15 protein-coding genes and 1 pseudogene are annotated in these 18,725 nt (G+C 43.4%); 5 read left to right on the forward strand and 11 right to left on the reverse strand.

What is annotated here, in order from left to right; all coding sequences use genetic code 11:
* Positions 1-48: 48 nt before the first annotated feature.
* The 4 genes from msrAB to ACS8E3_RS02815 all read right to left on the reverse strand — a co-directional run bounded on the left by msrAB (position 49) and on the right by ACS8E3_RS02815 (position 6,985).
* Positions 49-1,818, reverse strand: coding sequence for a bifunctional peptide-methionine (S)-S-oxide reductase MsrA/peptide-methionine (R)-S-oxide reductase MsrB (gene msrAB, locus ACS8E3_RS02800; RefSeq protein ID WP_439241341.1), 1,770 nt, complete (start codon positions 1,816-1,818; stop codon positions 49-51).
* A gap of 452 nt (positions 1,819-2,270) precedes the next feature.
* A complete protein-coding gene (locus ACS8E3_RS02805; RefSeq protein ID WP_439241006.1) occupies positions 2,271-3,164 on the reverse strand; it encodes an ATP-binding cassette domain-containing protein in 894 nt (297 codons plus the stop codon).
* A 72-nt stretch (positions 3,165-3,236) separates the two neighbouring features.
* Positions 3,237-5,207 (reverse strand): glycine betaine ABC transporter substrate-binding protein, encoded by a 1,971-nt coding sequence (locus tag ACS8E3_RS02810; protein ID WP_439241008.1) that lies wholly within the window; start codon positions 5,205-5,207, stop codon positions 3,237-3,239.
* A 281-nt stretch (positions 5,208-5,488) separates the two neighbouring features.
* Entirely contained in the window at positions 5,489-6,985 is a 1,497-nt protein-coding gene (locus ACS8E3_RS02815) for a coniferyl aldehyde dehydrogenase (RefSeq protein WP_439241010.1), read from the reverse strand.
* A gap of 357 nt (positions 6,986-7,342) precedes the next feature.
* Here ACS8E3_RS02815 and lipB point away from each other — a divergent pair, with 357 nt between their 5' ends.
* The 3 genes from lipB (at position 7,343) to ACS8E3_RS02830 (ending at position 9,536) form a co-directional block, all read left to right on the forward strand.
* Entirely contained in the window at positions 7,343-8,143 is an 801-nt protein-coding gene (lipB, locus tag ACS8E3_RS02820) for a lipoyl(octanoyl) transferase LipB (RefSeq protein ID WP_439241012.1), read from the forward strand.
* A 172-nt stretch (positions 8,144-8,315) separates the two neighbouring features.
* The gene (locus tag ACS8E3_RS02825; protein WP_439241014.1) at positions 8,316-8,846 is read left to right on the forward strand and encodes an inorganic diphosphatase; all 531 of its coding nucleotides are present in this window, start codon (positions 8,316-8,318) and stop codon (positions 8,844-8,846) included.
* Positions 8,847-9,071: 225 nt separating this feature from the next.
* Positions 9,072-9,536, forward strand: a complete 465-nt coding sequence (locus ACS8E3_RS02830; RefSeq protein ID WP_299039589.1) for a hypothetical protein — start codon at positions 9,072-9,074, stop codon at positions 9,534-9,536.
* A gap of 148 nt (positions 9,537-9,684) precedes the next feature.
* Here the strand turns inward: ACS8E3_RS02830 and ACS8E3_RS02835 are convergent, their stop codons facing one another.
* Positions 9,685-10,341, reverse strand: coding sequence for a tetratricopeptide repeat protein (locus tag ACS8E3_RS02835; protein WP_439241017.1), 657 nt, complete (start codon positions 10,339-10,341; stop codon positions 9,685-9,687).
* A gap of 277 nt (positions 10,342-10,618) precedes the next feature.
* The gene (locus tag ACS8E3_RS02840; RefSeq protein ID WP_238062387.1) at positions 10,619-11,047 is read right to left on the reverse strand and encodes a hypothetical protein; all 429 of its coding nucleotides are present in this window, start codon (positions 11,045-11,047) and stop codon (positions 10,619-10,621) included.
* A 222-nt stretch (positions 11,048-11,269) separates the two neighbouring features.
* On the opposite strand from ACS8E3_RS02840, the pseudogene ACS8E3_RS02845 reads away from it, so the two are divergent.
* Positions 11,270-11,548 (forward strand): annotated as a pseudogene (locus tag ACS8E3_RS02845) (IS1595-like element ISPssp3 family transposase); the annotation flags it as partial.
* A gap of 10 nt (positions 11,549-11,558) precedes the next feature.
* Here ACS8E3_RS02845 and ACS8E3_RS02850 read toward each other — a convergent pair.
* Complete coding sequence (locus ACS8E3_RS02850; protein WP_439241019.1) at positions 11,559-12,230, reverse strand: hypothetical protein; 672 nt, start codon at positions 12,228-12,230, stop codon at positions 11,559-11,561.
* An 88-nt stretch (positions 12,231-12,318) separates the two neighbouring features.
* Positions 12,319-12,774, reverse strand: a complete 456-nt coding sequence (locus ACS8E3_RS02855; RefSeq protein WP_299039575.1) for an Lrp/AsnC family transcriptional regulator — start codon at positions 12,772-12,774, stop codon at positions 12,319-12,321.
* A gap of 148 nt (positions 12,775-12,922) precedes the next feature.
* Here ACS8E3_RS02855 and ACS8E3_RS02860 point away from each other — a divergent pair, with 148 nt between their 5' ends.
* Positions 12,923-13,840 carry a DMT family transporter gene (locus ACS8E3_RS02860; protein WP_439241021.1) on the forward strand — a complete coding sequence of 306 codons (918 nt, stop codon included), beginning with the start codon at positions 12,923-12,925 and terminating at the stop codon, positions 13,838-13,840.
* 326 nt (positions 13,841-14,166) lie between these two features.
* On the opposite strand, the gene ACS8E3_RS02865 is transcribed toward ACS8E3_RS02860, so the two are convergent.
* The 3 genes from ACS8E3_RS02865 to ACS8E3_RS02875 all read right to left on the reverse strand — a co-directional run bounded on the left by ACS8E3_RS02865 (position 14,167) and on the right by ACS8E3_RS02875 (position 18,527).
* Positions 14,167-15,054, reverse strand: a complete 888-nt coding sequence (locus ACS8E3_RS02865; protein ID WP_299039571.1) for an SDR family NAD(P)-dependent oxidoreductase — start codon at positions 15,052-15,054, stop codon at positions 14,167-14,169.
* Between the two features lie 257 nt (positions 15,055-15,311).
* Complete coding sequence (dusB, locus tag ACS8E3_RS02870; RefSeq protein ID WP_439241024.1) at positions 15,312-16,349, reverse strand: tRNA dihydrouridine synthase DusB; 1,038 nt, start codon at positions 16,347-16,349, stop codon at positions 15,312-15,314.
* 99 nt (positions 16,350-16,448) lie between these two features.
* Positions 16,449-18,527 (reverse strand): BCCT family transporter, encoded by a 2,079-nt coding sequence (locus ACS8E3_RS02875; RefSeq protein ID WP_439241026.1) that lies wholly within the window; start codon positions 18,525-18,527, stop codon positions 16,449-16,451.
* Positions 18,528-18,725 lie beyond the last annotated feature (198 nt).

Genomic DNA, 18,725 nt, shown 5'->3' on the forward strand with positions numbered 1-18,725 from the left:
GCCATTATCTAGCATTTGCCTATTTGCCGCTTAATAACCTTAAGACGGTTACGATTTAACCAGTTTCACAAGCGGTGCATACCCTGATTGCGGCATGACACTGACGGGGATAAATTGTAACGCTCCGCCATTAATGCAATAGCGCAAACCGCCGCGATCTTTCGGCCCATCTGGGAACACATGACCCAAATGTGAGTCGGCTACTCGCGAGCGAATCTCAGTACGCACCATGTTATAAGATAAATCATCACGCTCAGTGATCACTTGCTTGTCGATAGGCTTAGTAAAGCTCGGCCAGCCGCAGCCCGACTGATATTTATCGGTCGATAAAAATAACGGCTCACCACTCACCACGTCGACATAAATGCCGGGTGCAAATAAGTCATCATATTCATGACTGAACGCGCGCTCAGTGCCCGCCTCTTGGGTGATATTATATTGCGCTTGCGTCAGAGTATCTTTTAGTGCATTTTTATTATAGCCACTGTAGCGTTTTGGATCTAAAGCCTCAGCAACGGTGCTGACAGGCGCAAGTTTGGTTGGTTGAATGTCGTTACTGTTATTACTGCCACTCTCTTCCAGCTTATCATCAGCTAAGCTCAAATCAACATGACAATAGCCGTTAGGGTTTTTGGCCAAGTAATCTTGATGATACATCTCCGCTAAATAAAAATTATCGAGCGCTTCGTTTTCAACGACTATGGGCTGCTTATATTGACTCTGCACTCGTGTCAGCGCCGCATCAATAACAGCCTTGTCCTTTTTATCAGTATAATAAATCCCTGAGCGATACTGCACGCCGCGATCGTTACCTTGCTTATTGACACTGGTCGGATCAATCACACGTAAGTAGTATTTCAAAATAGTCTCTAAGTCGGTCTTATCGGCGTCATAAGTGACTTTTACCGTTTCAGCATGCCCTGAGCCGCGTATAACCTCTTCATAGCTTGGGTTGGCAGTATCGCCATTGGCGTAGCCGGATACCGCATCGACGACGCCAGCGACGCGCTCCATATAAGCCTCTACACCCCAGAAGCAGCCACCGGCTAAGTAGATACTACGTGTCTTAATTGGCAGGCCTTTATCATTATAATAAACGCCCTGTTTTTGCTTGATAGTCTCTATCTTAGGGTTATTATCTAAGGTCTGCGCTTGTACCGATTTGGTTTGCCCGCTCTTGAGTTCTGCAAAGTCATTGTCCGCATTATCCGCTAGCGCATAGGCTTGCTCGGCTGAAATATTGCCTTTAACCAGATGTACTAGATTGCCTTTTTTATCGAGTATCGCCCAGCTTGGGTAGACTTGGACGCCAAGGGTGCTAATTAGCTGACCAGAAGCATCTGCTAATACGGGCAGCTGAGGATAGTCGGCTTGGATACCAGCGTACCAGCTTGCAAACTCGCCTGCAGCTTTTTCGTTGAGATGTCCCGGACTGGCTACGGTGACGACATTTAGATCCGCAAACTTAGGATCTGTGCGCCACTCTTGGGTTTCCGAAAGCGTGCCTAAACATAACGGACACCAGCTTGCCCAAAACTTTATCAAGGTCGGCTTGTTAGGGTCAATAACTGAGGAGCCACTGCTACCTAGTCCTTGTGTCAATTGCGGCAAGGCTTGCATTTGTTTTAACATGTCAGATGGCAGCATATCACGTGAACGGCTCACCCCTTTGTTTTGACTTTTTGGCGTGTTACTCGCGCCACTTTCAGCGTTACTGACTTGACCGCAGGCTAGTAATAATCCGGCGCTCAATACGGTTGTTAAGCTTGCAGCGCTGATCTGCTTGAGCCAAAGCGGACGAGGCTTATTATTTGTCATCATGTTATTTATCCAAATTCATTATCTATAGCGTCGGTCATTCTTTTATAGGCAATATTTATTTTTGGCAAAGTCTTTTGTATAACAGCTTTAACATCAAAAGGTTATTACGGATTCTTGAAAAACGAGAGCCAACTTAAAGAAGGTTTTATGGGCTGTATAGAATAGGTGTTGAAGAGAAAAGAGCTTTGGCTGATCTTTTTTTTCTAAAGTAAGACTATTGTGCATTTAAGCGTGCTACGTTATTTCTAAAGTGAATTAACGCTATGTTAAGCAGCTTGTTTTAGCCATATAATATGAGCATTAATAAGCTAAAACAATGAGGTAATGTTAACAATACTGTCTGAATATTAAGATTCTGTTAATAAGTAATGATATTTTACTCAAAAGAGCGCTATACAAAACTTACTTTAGACAGGTTTTTAGCGCGAAATATCATTATCTATCGTGGCTTAATGCTTAGCGCTCATAAACTGCGCGACATAGTCATCGGCAGGATGGTCTCGCAGCCCATTTGGCGTTCCTGTTTGTACTAAGCGGCCGCCGTTTAAGATGCTAATACGCTGACCGACTTTGACCGCTTCATCGATATCATGTGTGATAAAGACGATGGTCTTATTCAGCCGAGCTTGTAGCTCTAATAGCTGATCTTGTAGTTGACCACGTATAAGCGGATCAAGTGCGGAGAAGGCTTCATCCATCAGCAATATTGGGTTGTCAGTGGCTAAAGCGCGCGCCAACCCTACCCGCTGCTGCATACCGCCCGATAGCTCATCAGGATAGCTATTCTCAAGATTGGGCAAACCGACTTCATTTAGCCAATGACGAGCAATCTGATGACGTTCGCTGACACTCATCTTACGCACACGCAGTCCATAAGCGACATTCTGTATCACCGTCATATGCGGCATCAGCCCAAAATGCTGAAACACCATGCTAACCGTATGCTGGCGATACTGCTGCAGGCCTTTATCATCTAAATCTAAGATATTGATTTCAGAGCTGGTATTGTGAGCTAATGAAGGCTTTTGACTCGTCTCACTTGGCTTGTGAGTGGCGCCGCTATCCTGTTGCGTATTGACCCAAATCTTACCGGTAGTAGGATCAATTAGGCGATTGAGGTGGCGTATCAAGGTTGATTTACCTGAGCCTGATAAGCCCATAATACAATGCAGCTCGCCAGCTTCGATTGATAAGTTGATATCGTATAGACCGACCGAATAGCCAGTTTGCGCCTTAACACGCGTACTATCCATTCCCTCAGCCAATAAGTCTAAGGCAGACTGCGCTTGCTTGGGGCTTGCATTATAGATCTTGCTGATATTTTCTAATTTAATATGATCCATCATTTTTCTCAATATTTATTATTCATGTCCGTGTTTGCGATTTAGACGTATAAGCACAACAAAAAGGGCAACTTAACCAATCGTTGGGCGCCTGCCTTCTTCAATAGTCTTTTGGCGCGCACGCTTACCTTGACCAAAAGCTTGGCTGATACGGTCAATAATAATCGCTACAATGACGATTGCTGTACCTGCTTGTAACCCTTGACCGATATTGAGCGTTTGAATAGATTGTAGTACATCTTCGCCAAGCCCCGGTGCACCAATCATCGAGGCTAGTACTACCATCGCCAGCGACATCATCACTGCCTGATTGATCCCTGCCATAATACTCGGCAGCGCTTGCGGCAGCTTAATCCATATCAGCAGCTGCCAGTGCGTACTACCAAACGAGCGACCCGCTTCGATCATTTCATGATTGACCTGCTTGATTCCTAAAGTCGTCAAACGTATCAAAGGCGGTAGCGCATAAATAATAGTAGCGAATAGCGCCGGCACCTTACCGATACCAAACAGCATCAGCACTGGAATCAGATAGACAAAGCTTGGCATGGTTTGCATGACATCGAGAATGGGGGTAACGATTTTGCGTAATAAGACACTCCCCGACATTGCAATACCGATAGGAATACCGATGACTACAGTGATTAGTACTGAGACGATCAATAAAGCCAAGGTATCGATCAAAGCGCCCCACAGCCCAAAAGCGCCAATCAAAAACAGCCCGACTCCGCAAGCGATAGCAAACCATACTTTACGCACCCCAAACCAAGCTAATACAGTCACTAACGCAATAATCAGCCAAGGGGGAATCACTGTCAACAAGCGCTCAATAGGCAATAATAAATATGTTAGGGTCACGCGACTAATACTACGAAACACCTCTCCATAATCTCGAACCACCAATGCTAGCGTCTTATTAAGCGGGGTCTCAAGCGACCATTCTGGAAAGCTCGATGACAGACCTAATAAATTACCCGATTGGGTAGCGTCATTTAGCGGCGAGTCAATATTCGTATCCCCAGCAGTTGTACCTGTCAAACGAATACCTAGATCAGTCGCCAATGCAGTGGCGGCTTCTGTAGAGAGCCAGTTTTGCCAAATATCAGGGTTCTGTTGCAAAAACAGCAGAGCTTGCTCATCACCGCTACGCTTATTTTCACTCATCTCCAAGATAGCGCCATTGAGCTGGTCGGGAGTGAACTGTACTTTTTTGAAGGCTTGCGTCAATTCTGGATTGCTATCGAGAAACGGAGTAGATACCGCGATAGCTAACGGGGAAACGGGGAAGCCAGTCACACAATCGGAGGTACCATTAGCTAATAATAAATCATCCCAACACTTCTCATCATGTGCCGGAAACTTGAGCGGCGCAAAGTCGTATTTCGCCATCAGCCCTGTCGGCTGCCAGTAATAAAACAATAACGGCTTACGCTGCTCAAACGCTGAGGAAATCTCAGCGTCGAGTGCCGCTCCTGTTCCAGGGCTAGTGACATTAAAGATACGATCTAAGCCGGTATTTTTGAGCAAGCGCACATTGAATATCTCACAAGCCCAGCCTGCAGGACAGTTCATAAAACGAGCTTCGCCAGGGTTTTCAGGATCGGTGAATAGCTCAGCATAATCAGGCAGGTCTTGATAGCGACGTAGACCTGGATTATCATCCATCACGTATTGCGGAACGTACCAGCCTTGCGTCGCACCGCCTTCTAACGTGTCGCCAATGATCGTCACTTTATTATCTTCGATAGCTTGCTCTAAGATGGGGGAACGCCCTATCCACTGCTCACCGATGACTTGTATATCATCTTGCAATAGCGCGTTCTCAAGCGCAGGCCCCGCTCCTGGTACTTCTTCAACGACGCAGCCGTAGCCACTTTCGGTGATGTATTTGAGGACACCTGTGGTGAATTGCCCGCTCTCCCAAGTGAGTGAGCCAAACTTTATAGGGGTCTGACAAGACGATAAAGAATCCGCAGCTGAGGCAGATAGAGGCAGTAATAGTGAGCTTAATAGTAGTAAGCTAAAAGCAATCCATTGGCGCATAATAAATCCTGTTTATTATTTTAGCGATGTCTACTCATGATCAAGGCGAACTTTTATAGCTATTAGTCTTTATGCCTATTAGTCTATATAACTACTGGTCTTCATAGCTATTCGTTTTTATAGCCGTTAGCTTATAGTCATTAGACAGTGATCGCAGTACCATGAAATATGGGTATTAAATAGTATGTATAACCTTCACGAGTTTTGACAGTATTTTTTCAAAAAAATAGCGTTTATCAAAATAAACGCTATTATCTACTTCAAGTCATTTAAAGCAAAAGCTACTTTAGCATCAAGCCCATTGCTCGTTTAAAGAACCCACCATAAGGCGGCAATAGTAAGTTCAAGCCATTGACTTTACTTTGGATAAAGACAGGCTTCATATGGCTTAAGCGCTCAAAACCTGCTTGACCATGATAGGCTCCAGTCCCCGAATGACCCACACCGCCAAACGGTAAATCATGCTGCGCGACATGTAGCACGACTTCATTGATACACATACCACCTGATACTGTATGCGAGCGCACTTGCTCAATCTCATTTTGATCATCACCAAAGACATATAGCGCAAGTGGACGCGGGCGCGCATTGACATAGTCGATAGCGTCCTCTAGCGTGTCATAATGCACTAACGGCAGCACAGGGGCAAAAATCTCATTTTGCATGACTTCACTATCATCATTAGGCTCGCTGACGATAACTGGCGGCATCAAGCGGGTGTCGATATTAGGCTGGGCATCGGTTAATTGATGCACGCCTTCACCAGATAGCTGATCGAGATAGCCTTTTACGCGTTTGAATTGTTGATTATTAATGATTCGGGAATAATCTGGATTATCAGCAATATTAGGATAGTGCTTATCCATCCACTCTTTGGCTAAGCTAATAAATGCCTCATGATCTTTACGCTGTACCAAGACATAATCAGGGGCGATACAAGTTTGACCAGCATTGAGGGTTTTACCCATCATTACGCGGTTGACCGCTGACTCAAGATTGGCACCATTTAAAACGATAACCGGCGATTTACCACCGAGCTCTAGCGTCACTGGCGTTAGATTAGGTGCTGCTGCTGCCATTATCTTTTTGCCGACGGCGGTTGAGCCGGTATAGAGCAGATGATCAAAAGGCAGTTTGCTAAACTCCTCAGCAATATCAACCTCTCCTAATACTACGCAGACCATATCTTGCGAAAAATAGCGCGCCACCGCCTCTGCAAATGCTTGCGCAAATTTCGGCGCCGCTTCACTCATTTTTACCATGACGCGATTACCCGCCGCAAGAGCGTCTATCATCGGCCCTACGGCTAAGAATAGCGGATAATTCCATGGCACCATAATACCGACCACGCCTAGTGGCTGCGGCTGAATCTCATTATGAGCTGGCATATAGAGCGCCGAGATGGCAGCGCGGCGCGGCTTCATCCATTTTTTACCGTATTTTTTTGCGTGGCTGATACCGGTAAAGCTTGGAAATAGCTCTGCAAACTGCGTCTCAGATTCGCTACGATAGCCAAAATCGGCATTGATCGCTTGCGCTAAGCTATGTTGCTTGTCGCTTAACATCAGCTCCAAGTTATCTAATTGCTCATCACGAGTGGCCCAATCATTGATAGGCTGATCGCGGCTCAGCTTATATAAGCGCGAAAACTGTGCTTGCATCTCATCAATAGTCGTCGCAATGCTAGGCGACTTACTTGGTTTGTCTGCCATATGATCACCGGCTTGCTCAATAATATGATCATCAGCTTGATAGTTGGTTTGCTGTGTATCTGTCATTTGTCGTCCTTGTCATAAAAGCTAGCGTCAAGACGCACTAGCGGGTTGCTATCTAATGTAGCCTATTGATTGGCGAATGAAAAGCACGATTAACAGACTTATAGGTTCGAATCTATTTTCTTCGTTTGTCATTTATCTACTTCGACCATAATTAAGCTTTAACTACGCTGCGATTTTGTGCGAGGAAAATAAGGTGAGCTTGCTCCTTTAAACCGTGTTTAAGCGCCTACTAAAACAACTTTTTGCTCATCTTTTTATACGTCTGTTATAAAAACTGCTACACTAAATCTCCTAATTATTTCCATTACGTCAGGCTGATAAGTAAGGCGCGTCCTGTTTTTGAAAATAGAGATAAAAATGGCAAAACCAATGCTGAAGATTACCGATACGCTCGTTAGCAAGACCCTAAATGCTGCTGACTATATTCCGACCAATGATGCTATGCGAGAGCGCATATTAGAACGTATTGCGCTAAAGCAGCAGCAAGGCGTGCGTACCCCCGATGAGCTGTGGATCGTCGATCACAACGATGTCTATACTTTAGGACAAGCAAGCAAAAAAGAGCACATACTGCAGCAGACAGACACCCCTATCATTCAAACCGATCGCGGCGGACAAGTGACTTGGCATGGACATGGCCAGTTAGTGATCTATTGGCTGTTTGACTTAGACAGCTTAGGCTGGAGCGTACGTAACTTAGTCTCTCATGCAGAACAAGCATTAGAAGACGTGATCAATGATTGCCTCAGGAGTTACGGCTTAAGTGAAAGCTCAGCTTCCAGATTCATGGCTCAAGCTCGCCGCGATGCCCCAGGCGTTTATCTGTATTCAGATATGAGCTGTGATGAAGCTAATGCTGACGTAAAAGAGGTTGATAGTATTATGCTAGGTAAAGTGGCGTCATTAGGCTTCAAGATTAAACATGGCTTTAGTTATCATGGTCTAGCGCTCAATATCAACTGCGACTTATCAGCTTTTAACGCGATCAACCCTTGCGGTTATGCTGGCATGCAAATGTTACGGTTAGCAGACTTTATCTCTATGGATGACAACAAAGCGTCACTCAGCTACGAGCAAGTCACCCAACTGCTTATTGATAATATTGCTCAACGTCATACCGGCGATATTGTTCTGCGTCCTGTAGGTCCAAAGTCTTAGACTGCATAATATCGTGCCAGTATAGACTTAAGGCAAACAAGAAAAATAAATGCAAACTTGCTATACTCGCACTCGGCAACCATTAAGCGCTATGATATTTGTCGTTTAATGGCGCGATATACATACAAATCCCTTTTTAATATTCAATAATAGCAACAGTTGGAGACCCTTTATGGCAGATTTTAATCAGATTTTGGATGCTGGTGATGTTGATGGCGGCGTTATCAATGTGGTCGTTGAGATACCTACTGGTAGCAGCCACAAAATCGAGTGGAACCGTGAGCTTGCCGTATTCGAGCTTGACCGTATCGATCCGCAAATCTTTGCTAAGCCTTGTAACTATGGTTTTATCCCGCAGACCCTTGATGAAGATGGCGATGAACTCGATGCGCTAATCATCACTGAGCAGCCCCTACCGACGGGTATCTTTTTGAAAGCTAAAGTCATCGGCGTTATGAAGTTCGTTGATGATGGCGAAGTCGATGATAAGATCGTTGTCGTGCCTGCTGATGATCGCGATACGGGCAATGCTTATAACAGCTTAGAGGACTTACCTAAGCAGCTGATCAATCAGCTGAACTTCCATTTCAGTCATTATAAAGACCTGAAAAAAGCCGGTACTACTGTCGTTGAATCTTGGGGCGATGTTGCGGAAGCCAAAGAAGTGATCAAAGAATCTATCCAACGCTGGAAAAATCTATAAGTTAAGACTTGCGTTTATGACGCCGCTCTCAATTTAATCGTTACTGTCGTCGCTTAGTATTTGAGAGCGAGTTTTTATTTGCTGCGATCCGAATGGATTGCGGCTTTTTTTTGCATAATTTTTCTATATACAAATTTAGGTAACGTTTTGCTTATCCCTTAGCGCTTTTAGAGTTGCTATAATAAACCCTATCTGACCAAATATTACTATCAAAAAAGGCTCCTTATGTTTAATCCAGACGCCAGCTCTCAAGCCATCCGTAAAAAACTGCCAAAGTCGGTCGTCATAATGATCGAAAAAGGTAATCTTGTCATGGCCATCAAGACATTAGCCGCTGACGAGGGTATCAGTATGGACGCCGCTAAAGCGTGTATCGATGAATATGAAGCCGCCCTCAAAACCAAACAACACCAACAACTCACTTCTATCGCCAGTAAGCAAGGCATTCCAAATAGTGCTATTAGCTCAGATAGAGAGGTCGCTAATGAAGATACTGCACCTCTACAAAAACAACGGGTGAAATCTACGCCTCCTGAAGCAGGGTTTAAGAGCTTGCAGCGCGGTGTCGATAGTAAGCTCGATGATATCGGCTATAAAAAACCCCTACTGCCCTATTGGGCTAAACGCCTATTAATTATCGCTGTCGTGATGTTAGGGTTGTTTTGGATATTGTGGCGTATTTTTGGCTAGATGACAGTTTCGTGAGTCTGTTATAGGTGGTTGTTTAATAGTGGTCTGTTTTAAGTAGTCTGTTAATAGGTTTGAAGGGTGAAATGACTGGTTCCGCTGGGGTATACCTCAGGAAGACTAATCTAAATCAATTCTTCTGTATTCAAAACTATTTACTATAATTAGTCTTATATTCATCGCAACCTGATGATTGAAATCCAATATCACATGCTTTGTCATACCATTCTTTAGCAATAGCATAATCTTGACGTACGCCCTGACCTTTTTCGTACATAGTGGCTATAGCATATTGAGCAAACGGATAGTCTTGATTAGCTGCTTTTTTGTACCAATAAATTGCTTTATTATAATCTTGAGGCACACTAGAACCTTTGTGGTACAAATCACCTAAAGTAAACTGAGCCGCTACATCTCCTTGATTGGCTGCTTTTGTATACCAATAGACTGCTTTCATAGTATTTTGACATACGCCATAACCTAAACCGTATATCACGCCTAAGTTAGACTGAGCCGCTACATTTCCTTGATCGGCTGCTTTTGTGTACCAATAGACTGCTTTTACAGTATCTAGATTTATTTCTGTACCTTCTCTATATTTCTCAGCGAGCTCAAACTGAGCTTCTACATCACCTTGTTCGGCCAATTTTTGTAGTTTTGTAACGTCACTTTTTTCCTTATGACTTAATTGCGTCTGAGAAGCTTGTTGATTAGTTGCACTTTGAATTTGTTGGCAACCTATCAGCAGAAATAGTGAGGATAAAAGAAAAAGAAAGGCAGTTGTCATTTTGGATTTAGGAAAGATCATAGAGTCGCGTCACTAACTGTGGTTTATTCGTTAATCATACCATCGATTTATAGCCATTAAACTCATATCTAACGCTAGCTTCTATGCCTGTATAGCGCATCGATCATAGATAGAATATGTATGGTAGGTACACCATGAAGTACACCGCGACTATCTTAGTGAGTTAAAATGTTGACATCATTAGCACACAGCCTAGTATTCAAGTCCTCACTAGGGAACCGAACCAGTGAAATTGGTTTGTCATAGGCATACGTTGGATACCGCTTAGACTTATCTTCTATGTGGGCGCAATTTCTATTGCACCGGCAACAGCACAACCCTGATATGTTCTACCTGCATAGCTTAATGTGGCAATAAATTCATTTTGATAGCCATTGTCATCAATACAGATATTTTTTCGTATATTCAAAATAATAGGTTGCCCGTTTATTGTGCTCTCGTATTCAAAGCCGTTAGTATTAGCGGAGCCCACTACCACAACTGTTGTGGGCTTTAAGAAATCTGCTTCTACACTTAATCTATTTCCTTTAACCACTGTCCGCCAACTTTTTCCTTTATTGCCAAAAGCGGTAAATGCCGCTGATGCTACCGGCATTTTCATTGTAGATTGCTGACTAAGATCCGTGGTTTCGGCTCGATGGTTATTACACGCCACTAGAGCTAAACTGCCCGTTAAGCATATTGTCGTTAGAAGCAAAGAACGCATGATTTTCCCTTTGAATATAATAAGAGAACACTGCTATCTAGCAGTATTCTCTTGGTTTACGTGATGAAATTCAGGTTTTGGCTAGCGCATTGGTTCACACTATTCATTACAGGTATGCCCATTAGTACCTTACCGATACACTCTTTATGTTAGTAATTCTAATGTAACATATCTATAAAATTGGGGCTGTCCTAGATAAGTAAAATTATTTAGGATAGCACTATGAGAAAGAGTAAACTAAGTTGGTATAAACAAAACAGACTAATCGAGCTATTTGTTGCCGGTTCTACCGCGAGAACAGCAGCAAGCTTAGTTGGTGTTAATAAAACGACAGCCAGTTATTACTTTCATAGGCTAAGACTGCTTATTTACGCGAATAGCCAAGACCCTGGTCTATTTGAAGGCGAAATCGAAGTAGACGAATCATACTTTGGTGGAACTCGTAAAGGCAAGCGAGGGCGAGGTGCTGGTAGCAAAGTGCCTGTGTTTGGTCTATTAAAGCCATTAACGCTTATTCTACGATAACGTCATCAACTAAGCTCAACCCTTCATCTACATCAAACGTTAGCCTATGAGCACTTGAGTTGATTTCCTTATCTTGGTCAGCCTGTGTTGGATACTGACGTATAGTGACATCAACAGTCTTTTGTCCATCATAATCTATCGCAGTCAGTGTACTGTACTTACCTAAGAGCTGTTGCCCGTATTGGTTGATGTCATTAGTACGGTAATCTAGCTCAAAAGCACCTAGATAGAGTGCGCTACTAGGTAGATTAGGGCTATCTAGACTGGATTTTTTATCCGTATCAGGATTGGTATTCGTTAGAGTATAAGGCGCAACAAACTTAAAAATGTTTTTATCATTTGAAATGTTCAACGCAGTGATATTAGTATAGTCAAGCCATGCTGCATAATGTTCATTGTTTGACAGGACGCCTTTTACATAAGGCTTTTCATTTTTACTAGTGCTCAACTTGGTAAACTCTGTCAATTGGATTTGATTCTTATGATCGGGAAAAGTGATATAAAATGCTTTACCAACATCAATATTGAATAACTTTTTCATGACGCTAGGGGACTGTGTTTCTAGTGATGTCTCTAATGCTTTGTCAGTTTTTTGGCAACCGGTTAGCGCAGATAAGGCTACTAATAAAATGATTGAGCTGAGTTGTAAAGTCTTCATGGCATCTTCTTAAGTTTATTAATTATTTAAGTCATTTGAATGACTGTTTTTTAAACTGAGCACAGACCCTAATAGGCATCAAAAGATATCATGTAAAAATGGGCAACGTTGTTTTATTAACCACTTTTCTCACTGATAAGTGAGTATGTATGTCTTTAACGCTAGTCAGCTTATGCAACTTACGTGTAAACTCTTCATAACCGTTGAGGTCTGCGCTGACTACTTCCAATAAGTAATCATAAGGGCCCGAGACCACATGGCCATTAATGACTTCCTCCATCTCAGATAACGCATTTTCAAAAGCGATAATTGACGCTTCTTGATGATTATTGAGACTGACTTCCACAAAAAAGCTCATCTTAATGCCAGCTTTCACTCTACTAACGTTCGCTTGGTAACCCTCTATATAGGATTCATCTTCTAAACGTTTCAGGCGCCTAGCACAAGGTGAGGGTGACAGACCAATGCGCTCAGCTAATTCAGCTGTCGATAAGCGTCCTTCTTTCTGAAGCACTTCCAAAATATGACGGTCGATTTTATCCATGTATTGCCTTTCTGGTTTTTTAAGCCAATAATTCTACATTAATTGGCATTATCCACTAAATAAGTATAGATTTGCAATAAAAGAATAAAGATAAAAGCGCGATATTTGATTGATAATTAGGCTTTGTATATAAGCTTAAGATATCGACATGAATACAATCTTTCAATCATCTCCGCGCAAAAACACCTCATTTGCAATGTCTCCGCTAGCGAAAGGCTATGTGGCTATGATTGCCGTGCTACTTATTTGGTCAGGTTTTGCATTGACTGTCCGAGCTATTGGTGGGTCATCGCTAAGTATTGCTGATGTCATGCTCATTCGATTTAGCGTGCCATTACTTTTATTGACACCTTGGGCATACTCCAGTTTGAAGGAGATCAAAAATATCAAATGGTTTGATGTCTTATTTATATTATGTGGCGGCGTGCCCTTTCTTTTACTAGCTTCCTTTGGCGCAAGAACTGCTCCTGCTGCTTACGTTGGTACTATTTTGACAGGGACGCCAGTATTCTTTGCCGCCCTCTTATCTTTTATTTTTTATCGTCAAAAGATATCGTTAAAAAAGTTTTTGGCATTCATGCTGATTCTGTTTGGTGTAACCGCTATGATTATAGGGAATGCAGGGTCTTCGCCTGAAAGTTTGCTACATGGCGTGGCCTTCTTATTGCTTGCAAGCTTGGTCTGGGCAGGTTATACCTTGGGTCTTAAAAATACAAAGTTAAGTCCAATAGCGGTGGCTATCGTACTTTCTTACACATCATTTTTTATAGTATTAGTAATGGCTCTTGTTGGCATTCTAAAGACAAACCTAGGAGTCGTTTCTTTTGACGACGCGCTACCTTTTATTTTGGTACAAGGCGTTGGTGTTGGGGTGGTCTCAACCATTGGGTTTTCTTATGCAGTCAACAAGCTGGGCTCTATTCGCACCTTGCTACTTGGTTCCTTGTCTCCTGGACTGACCGCCTTACTTGCAGCGTTAATACTTCATGAGCCTTTAACAATAGTAGTGGTATGCGGCATAATGTTAAGCTCAATTGGCGTTATTTTATCTAATCGAGTGAAGTAAATGAAAACCAGTAAGCTTGCTAAAAAACCGTAGAGCTGATTTTAATAAACGCATAATTTTTGGTTTGATTATTATTGTTGAGCTATATAACTAGAACCTCCCAAGTTAATATCTATAGCGTACCGATTACGAATAGAGTATGCATGATAGGTTAGGTAAACCGAAGCTGTTTCAATGAGTAGAGATATTGATATCATTAGCTCCTAGACAAAGGTTCAAATCCTCACTAGGGAACCACTCGTTGCTCCCTTAACAAAACTGACGACAAACTAAAAAGGACGCCGAAGCATCCTTTTTATTCATACCAAGTCAACTAAAATGCTATTTTAATGATGCTCGCCTGGCAGGATTCTAGCAAAGGCGCGCTGCGCTAAAGTAGGCTTAGTATCTGTCGTTTGCGCAGCCGATGAGCTTGGGAAGATACGATAGCCGATAGACTGAATGCCAACGTTGATGGCTGGCGCTAGCGAATAAGTTGCAGAGGCAAACTTACCCATGCCGCTGGCGATACTATTGGGTTTTTTCACGATAGCTTTGGCTACCATCATAGCCGCCTCATTAGGCATTAGTGCTGGCATGTAGCGATATAGTTTGGTCGGTGCAATCATCGGTGTGCGCACCAGCGGCATAAAGATATTGGTAATGGTGATGTTATCGCCTTTGACCTCAGCAGCTAAGCAGCGACTAAAAGCATCTAGAGCAGATTTTGAGGCGACATAAGCGCCAAAACGTGGACTATTGGCTAGTACGCCAATCGAAGAGATATTGACGATTTGACCGGTTTTATGCTCTATCATGCCAGGTAAGAAAGCCAAGATAATCTTAACTGCGCCAAAGTAGTTAATATCCATCGTGCGCTCAAAATCATGAAAGCGATTGACTGACTCGTGAACGGAGCGGCGGATGGAGCGGCCTGCATTATTGACGAGTACGTCGATACTGTCGAAGTCTTCTTGGATGAGCTGACTGGTCTTTTCGATATCGTCCATGTCGGTCAAGTCACAAGGATAGTAGCTGGCCTTACCGCCTAATACTTCGATGTTTTCTTTGACGACTTTTAGCTTCTCTTCAGTACGGGCAAGTAAGATAACGTGTGCACCGCACTCACTAAGTAAAAAAGCCGTACGCTCACCGATACCACTTGAAGCACCGGTGATGATAATATTTTTACCTTTGACGACTTTGCTAATTTTTTTCTTTGAAGGGTTTGCCATAAAACATCCTTGTTATTTAATTATTGTATACGTGACTGGCTGTGTGTACAGCGTAACCTCGAGCAGAATATAGCCCCTACTCCTATAAAGACTACATAGTAAGACCTGCATCTTTGACTTTACTTGATTTGGAGAATATATACAATGGTCATCGAGACACTCTAAGCGTAAAAGGTGCTTTGAGAACGTTTTATCTAGTGACTTCATCTCAGCTTTGACGCTGCATACCGTTTGAGCAGAAAAATAAAGGCTTACTATCATTCGTGCGCTTGTAAGAACTCCTCCACTACTCGAAACTGTCCTGCTGTACTCTCCTCGCCATACATCGCTTGACGAAAGGCGTTAGAACTAGGAATACCTGTGGTGTACCAAGCGATATGTTTACGCGCGATACGGCATCCTGAATACTCACCATAAAAGTCATACAGCTCTTGCAAGTGCGCTAACACTATATCTTTGATCTCGCGGATAGTAGGCGCAGCTAATTGTTCACCGGTACGCAAGTAGTGCTCAATATCGCGAAACAGCCACGGCTGGCCTTGTGCGGCACGGCCTATCATCACCGCATCACAGCCCGTCAGCTCATACACTTGTTGCGCTTTTTGCGCGCTATCGATATCGCCATTAGCAATCACCGGAATATTGATGCTGTCTTTGACTTCACGAATCAGCTCATAACGGGCATTACCTGTGTACATATCCTCGCGCGTACGCCCATGAATGGCGATAGCCGCTATGCCTGCTTGCTCTGCGCGCTTGGCAACTCGCAAGATATTTTCACGGCCATTTTCAAAGCCCAAACGCGTCTTTAGCGTCACAGGCGCATCAACGGCATTTACCGCCGCATCAAGCAAACGCGCAACCAAATCCTCATCCTGCAATAGCGCCGATCCTGCGAGCTTACGGCAGACTTTTTTAGCCGGACAGCCCATATTGATGTCGATAATCTGGGCGCCGTTGTCGATCTGATAACGCGCCGCCTCAGCAAGTTTATCCGGCTCAGCGCCCGCTATCTGCGCTGATATTGGCGCAATCTCACCATCGAAATTGGCTCGATATAAGGATTTTTTGCGAGCGTAAAGCGCGGTATCAGCGATAATCATCTCACTCACTGCATGCCCGGCGCCAAAGGACTTACAAAGCCTACGAAAAGGGTTGTCTGTGACCCCTGCCATCGGCGCAACCATCAGACGATTCTCTATCGTTAAGTCGCCAATTTTTAGTGGCTGCAATAACGAGTGATCGTCAACAGCAAGCGATTGCACATTAGGATGAGCTAAGATATCTATCGACATAAAAAACGGCTTGCCCTTCATAAAAATAAGTGAATGAAAACAAACCGTTATTCTAAGGATTAATATCCTTATTGCAAGTGATTAACATGCATGACTAAACTATTTATCAAACACACTGCCCTGCTCTAAAGTAATATTATCATCGTGCTCTTGCATGCGCCACGGTAGACTATTGGGTGATTCATGTAAGAACTTTAAGTACTTCTCGAAGTGATCAATGATGTCGTTAATGACCGACTCCGATTGATAGCCATACAGATCATAAGTTTGGGCGCCGCGGCGCAAGTACACTTGAGCGCGGTATTGATGAGTTTGCGTTGCTTCTTCTGTTTTATCTACTGCTGCATTGTCATCTGTTGAGCCATAAGCGTCTTTGGCATAGTAATCGGGCAGCTCATGATTAGATAAGCGCACTTCGTACCAGAACTCAACATCATCTCCGCGTTGCAGCTCTAGTACCGCGCGATTATTAGTGTCATCGTAATTGACTTCAGGTACCCAGCCTCTCTCAGCAAACTTCTCAGCGACCTTAGTCATCGAGGCCATCACCGTACCCTTAATATAAGCGAGCACTTCCTCACGACTCGGCTGGTCGGTAATATAGTCAATACGATCTCGCCAAGCCTCAAGCTTGAGCAGATGCGGCGGTAGATGATTATTATCGGCTAAGCTTTCATTACGATGCCCCTCGATACGTAGCGCGCGCCACATGCCAAACATCGCAATCAGAATAATCATGGTAAATGGTAAAGCACTGACGATAGCTGCTGTTTGCAGAGCCTGTAGACCCCCTGCTAGCAAAAGTACAGAAGCCACAACGCCTAATATAAGTACCCAAAACGTGCGCTGCCATGCTGGTGTATCACTGCGACCGCCCGCCGCTAGCGAGTCAATCACTAATGAACCTGAGTCAGACGAGGTGATAAAAAAGGTGATAATCAACACCACTGCTAATGCTGAAACGATTTGTGTAAAGGGCAGGTTTTCTAGTAACTTAAATAGCGCAATCGCTTGATTATTTTGTACCTCGCTAATCAGTGTCTCATAACCTTGTACCATAATCATGTTTAAGGCGGTATCGCCGAAAACCGCAAACCAAAAGAAAGTAAAAATAGTCGGTACCAACATGACACCGGCGATAAACTCACGGATGGTGCGACCTCTAGATATTTTGGCGATAAAGATACCGACAAACGGCGACCATGAAATCGTCCAGGCAAAGATAAACAGTGTCCAGCTAGTGATCCAATCGCCTTGCTGATAGGCTTGTAGACTAAAGGTACGCTCAACGATATTGCCTAAATAACTGCCTGTATTTTCCATAAAGGCATTGAGAATAAACACGGAAGGACCAACAATAAATACAAACAACATCAGCGATGTCGCCAATATCATATTCAAGATGGAGAGTCTTTTTACCCCTTTGTCCATCCCAGCCAATACGGATATCAGTGCCAAACCAGTAATCAGAGTAATCGCAATGACCTGTACTGTGGTATTGACAGGGATGCTTGGCACTAAATAATTCAAGCCGGTATTAATCTGCGAGACCGATATACCCAAGCTGGTTGCCAATCCAAACAAGGTGCCCAAGATAGCAAACACATCGACTGCATGCCCAATAGGACCATATATTTTGTCACCGATAATAGGATAAAGCGTTGAGCGCATCGATAAAGGCAAACCCTGCCGAAACGCGAAATAAGCCAATGTCAACGCAACAACACCGTTGATCGCCCAAATATGGAATCCCCAATGAAAATAAGCAATCTGCATGGCTTCTTTGGCAGCGGCAATCGTTTGTGGCTCGGAGAGCGGCGGTGTAGCAAAATGCAATACCGGCTCGGCGACCCCATAAAACAGCAACGCAATACCGTAGCCTGCCGAAAACAACATCGAAAACCATTCGATAAAGTTATATTGTGCATCGCCATGATCCGGCCCAAGCTTAATGCTACCATAAGGCGAAAACGCCAAGGTCACAATAAAGATTAAGAACAGCGCGGTGGCAAGCATGTAAAACCAACCGAAACTCTCAGTGGTAAAGATAAGCACTTGCTCGAATAGACCGCTTGCCAGTTGGGGGTTCACCGAAGCACCAATGACTAATAAAATCATCACAATGGCAGTCGGTATAAAGACTGGCATCAAAATCGTGGAGCGGGATAACTGGCTCATAAAATGCTCTCAAATAATAAAATGGTATATGCGTCTAATACTGTTATATAACCATCAATTTTTCAAAGTATTAAAGTGTCTATTGTATTCACAAATAACAGTTGTTGATAATTAAAACGCCTTTAAAATGATAAAAAACCACCTAAAAATGACTGCTAACTGCCATTACATACGTGACTCATGTAAAAATCCGTATTG

This window comes from Psychrobacter sp. 2Y5, assembly GCF_051847375.1.
In the GTDB taxonomy this organism is placed as follows: domain Bacteria; phylum Pseudomonadota; class Gammaproteobacteria; order Pseudomonadales; family Moraxellaceae; genus Psychrobacter.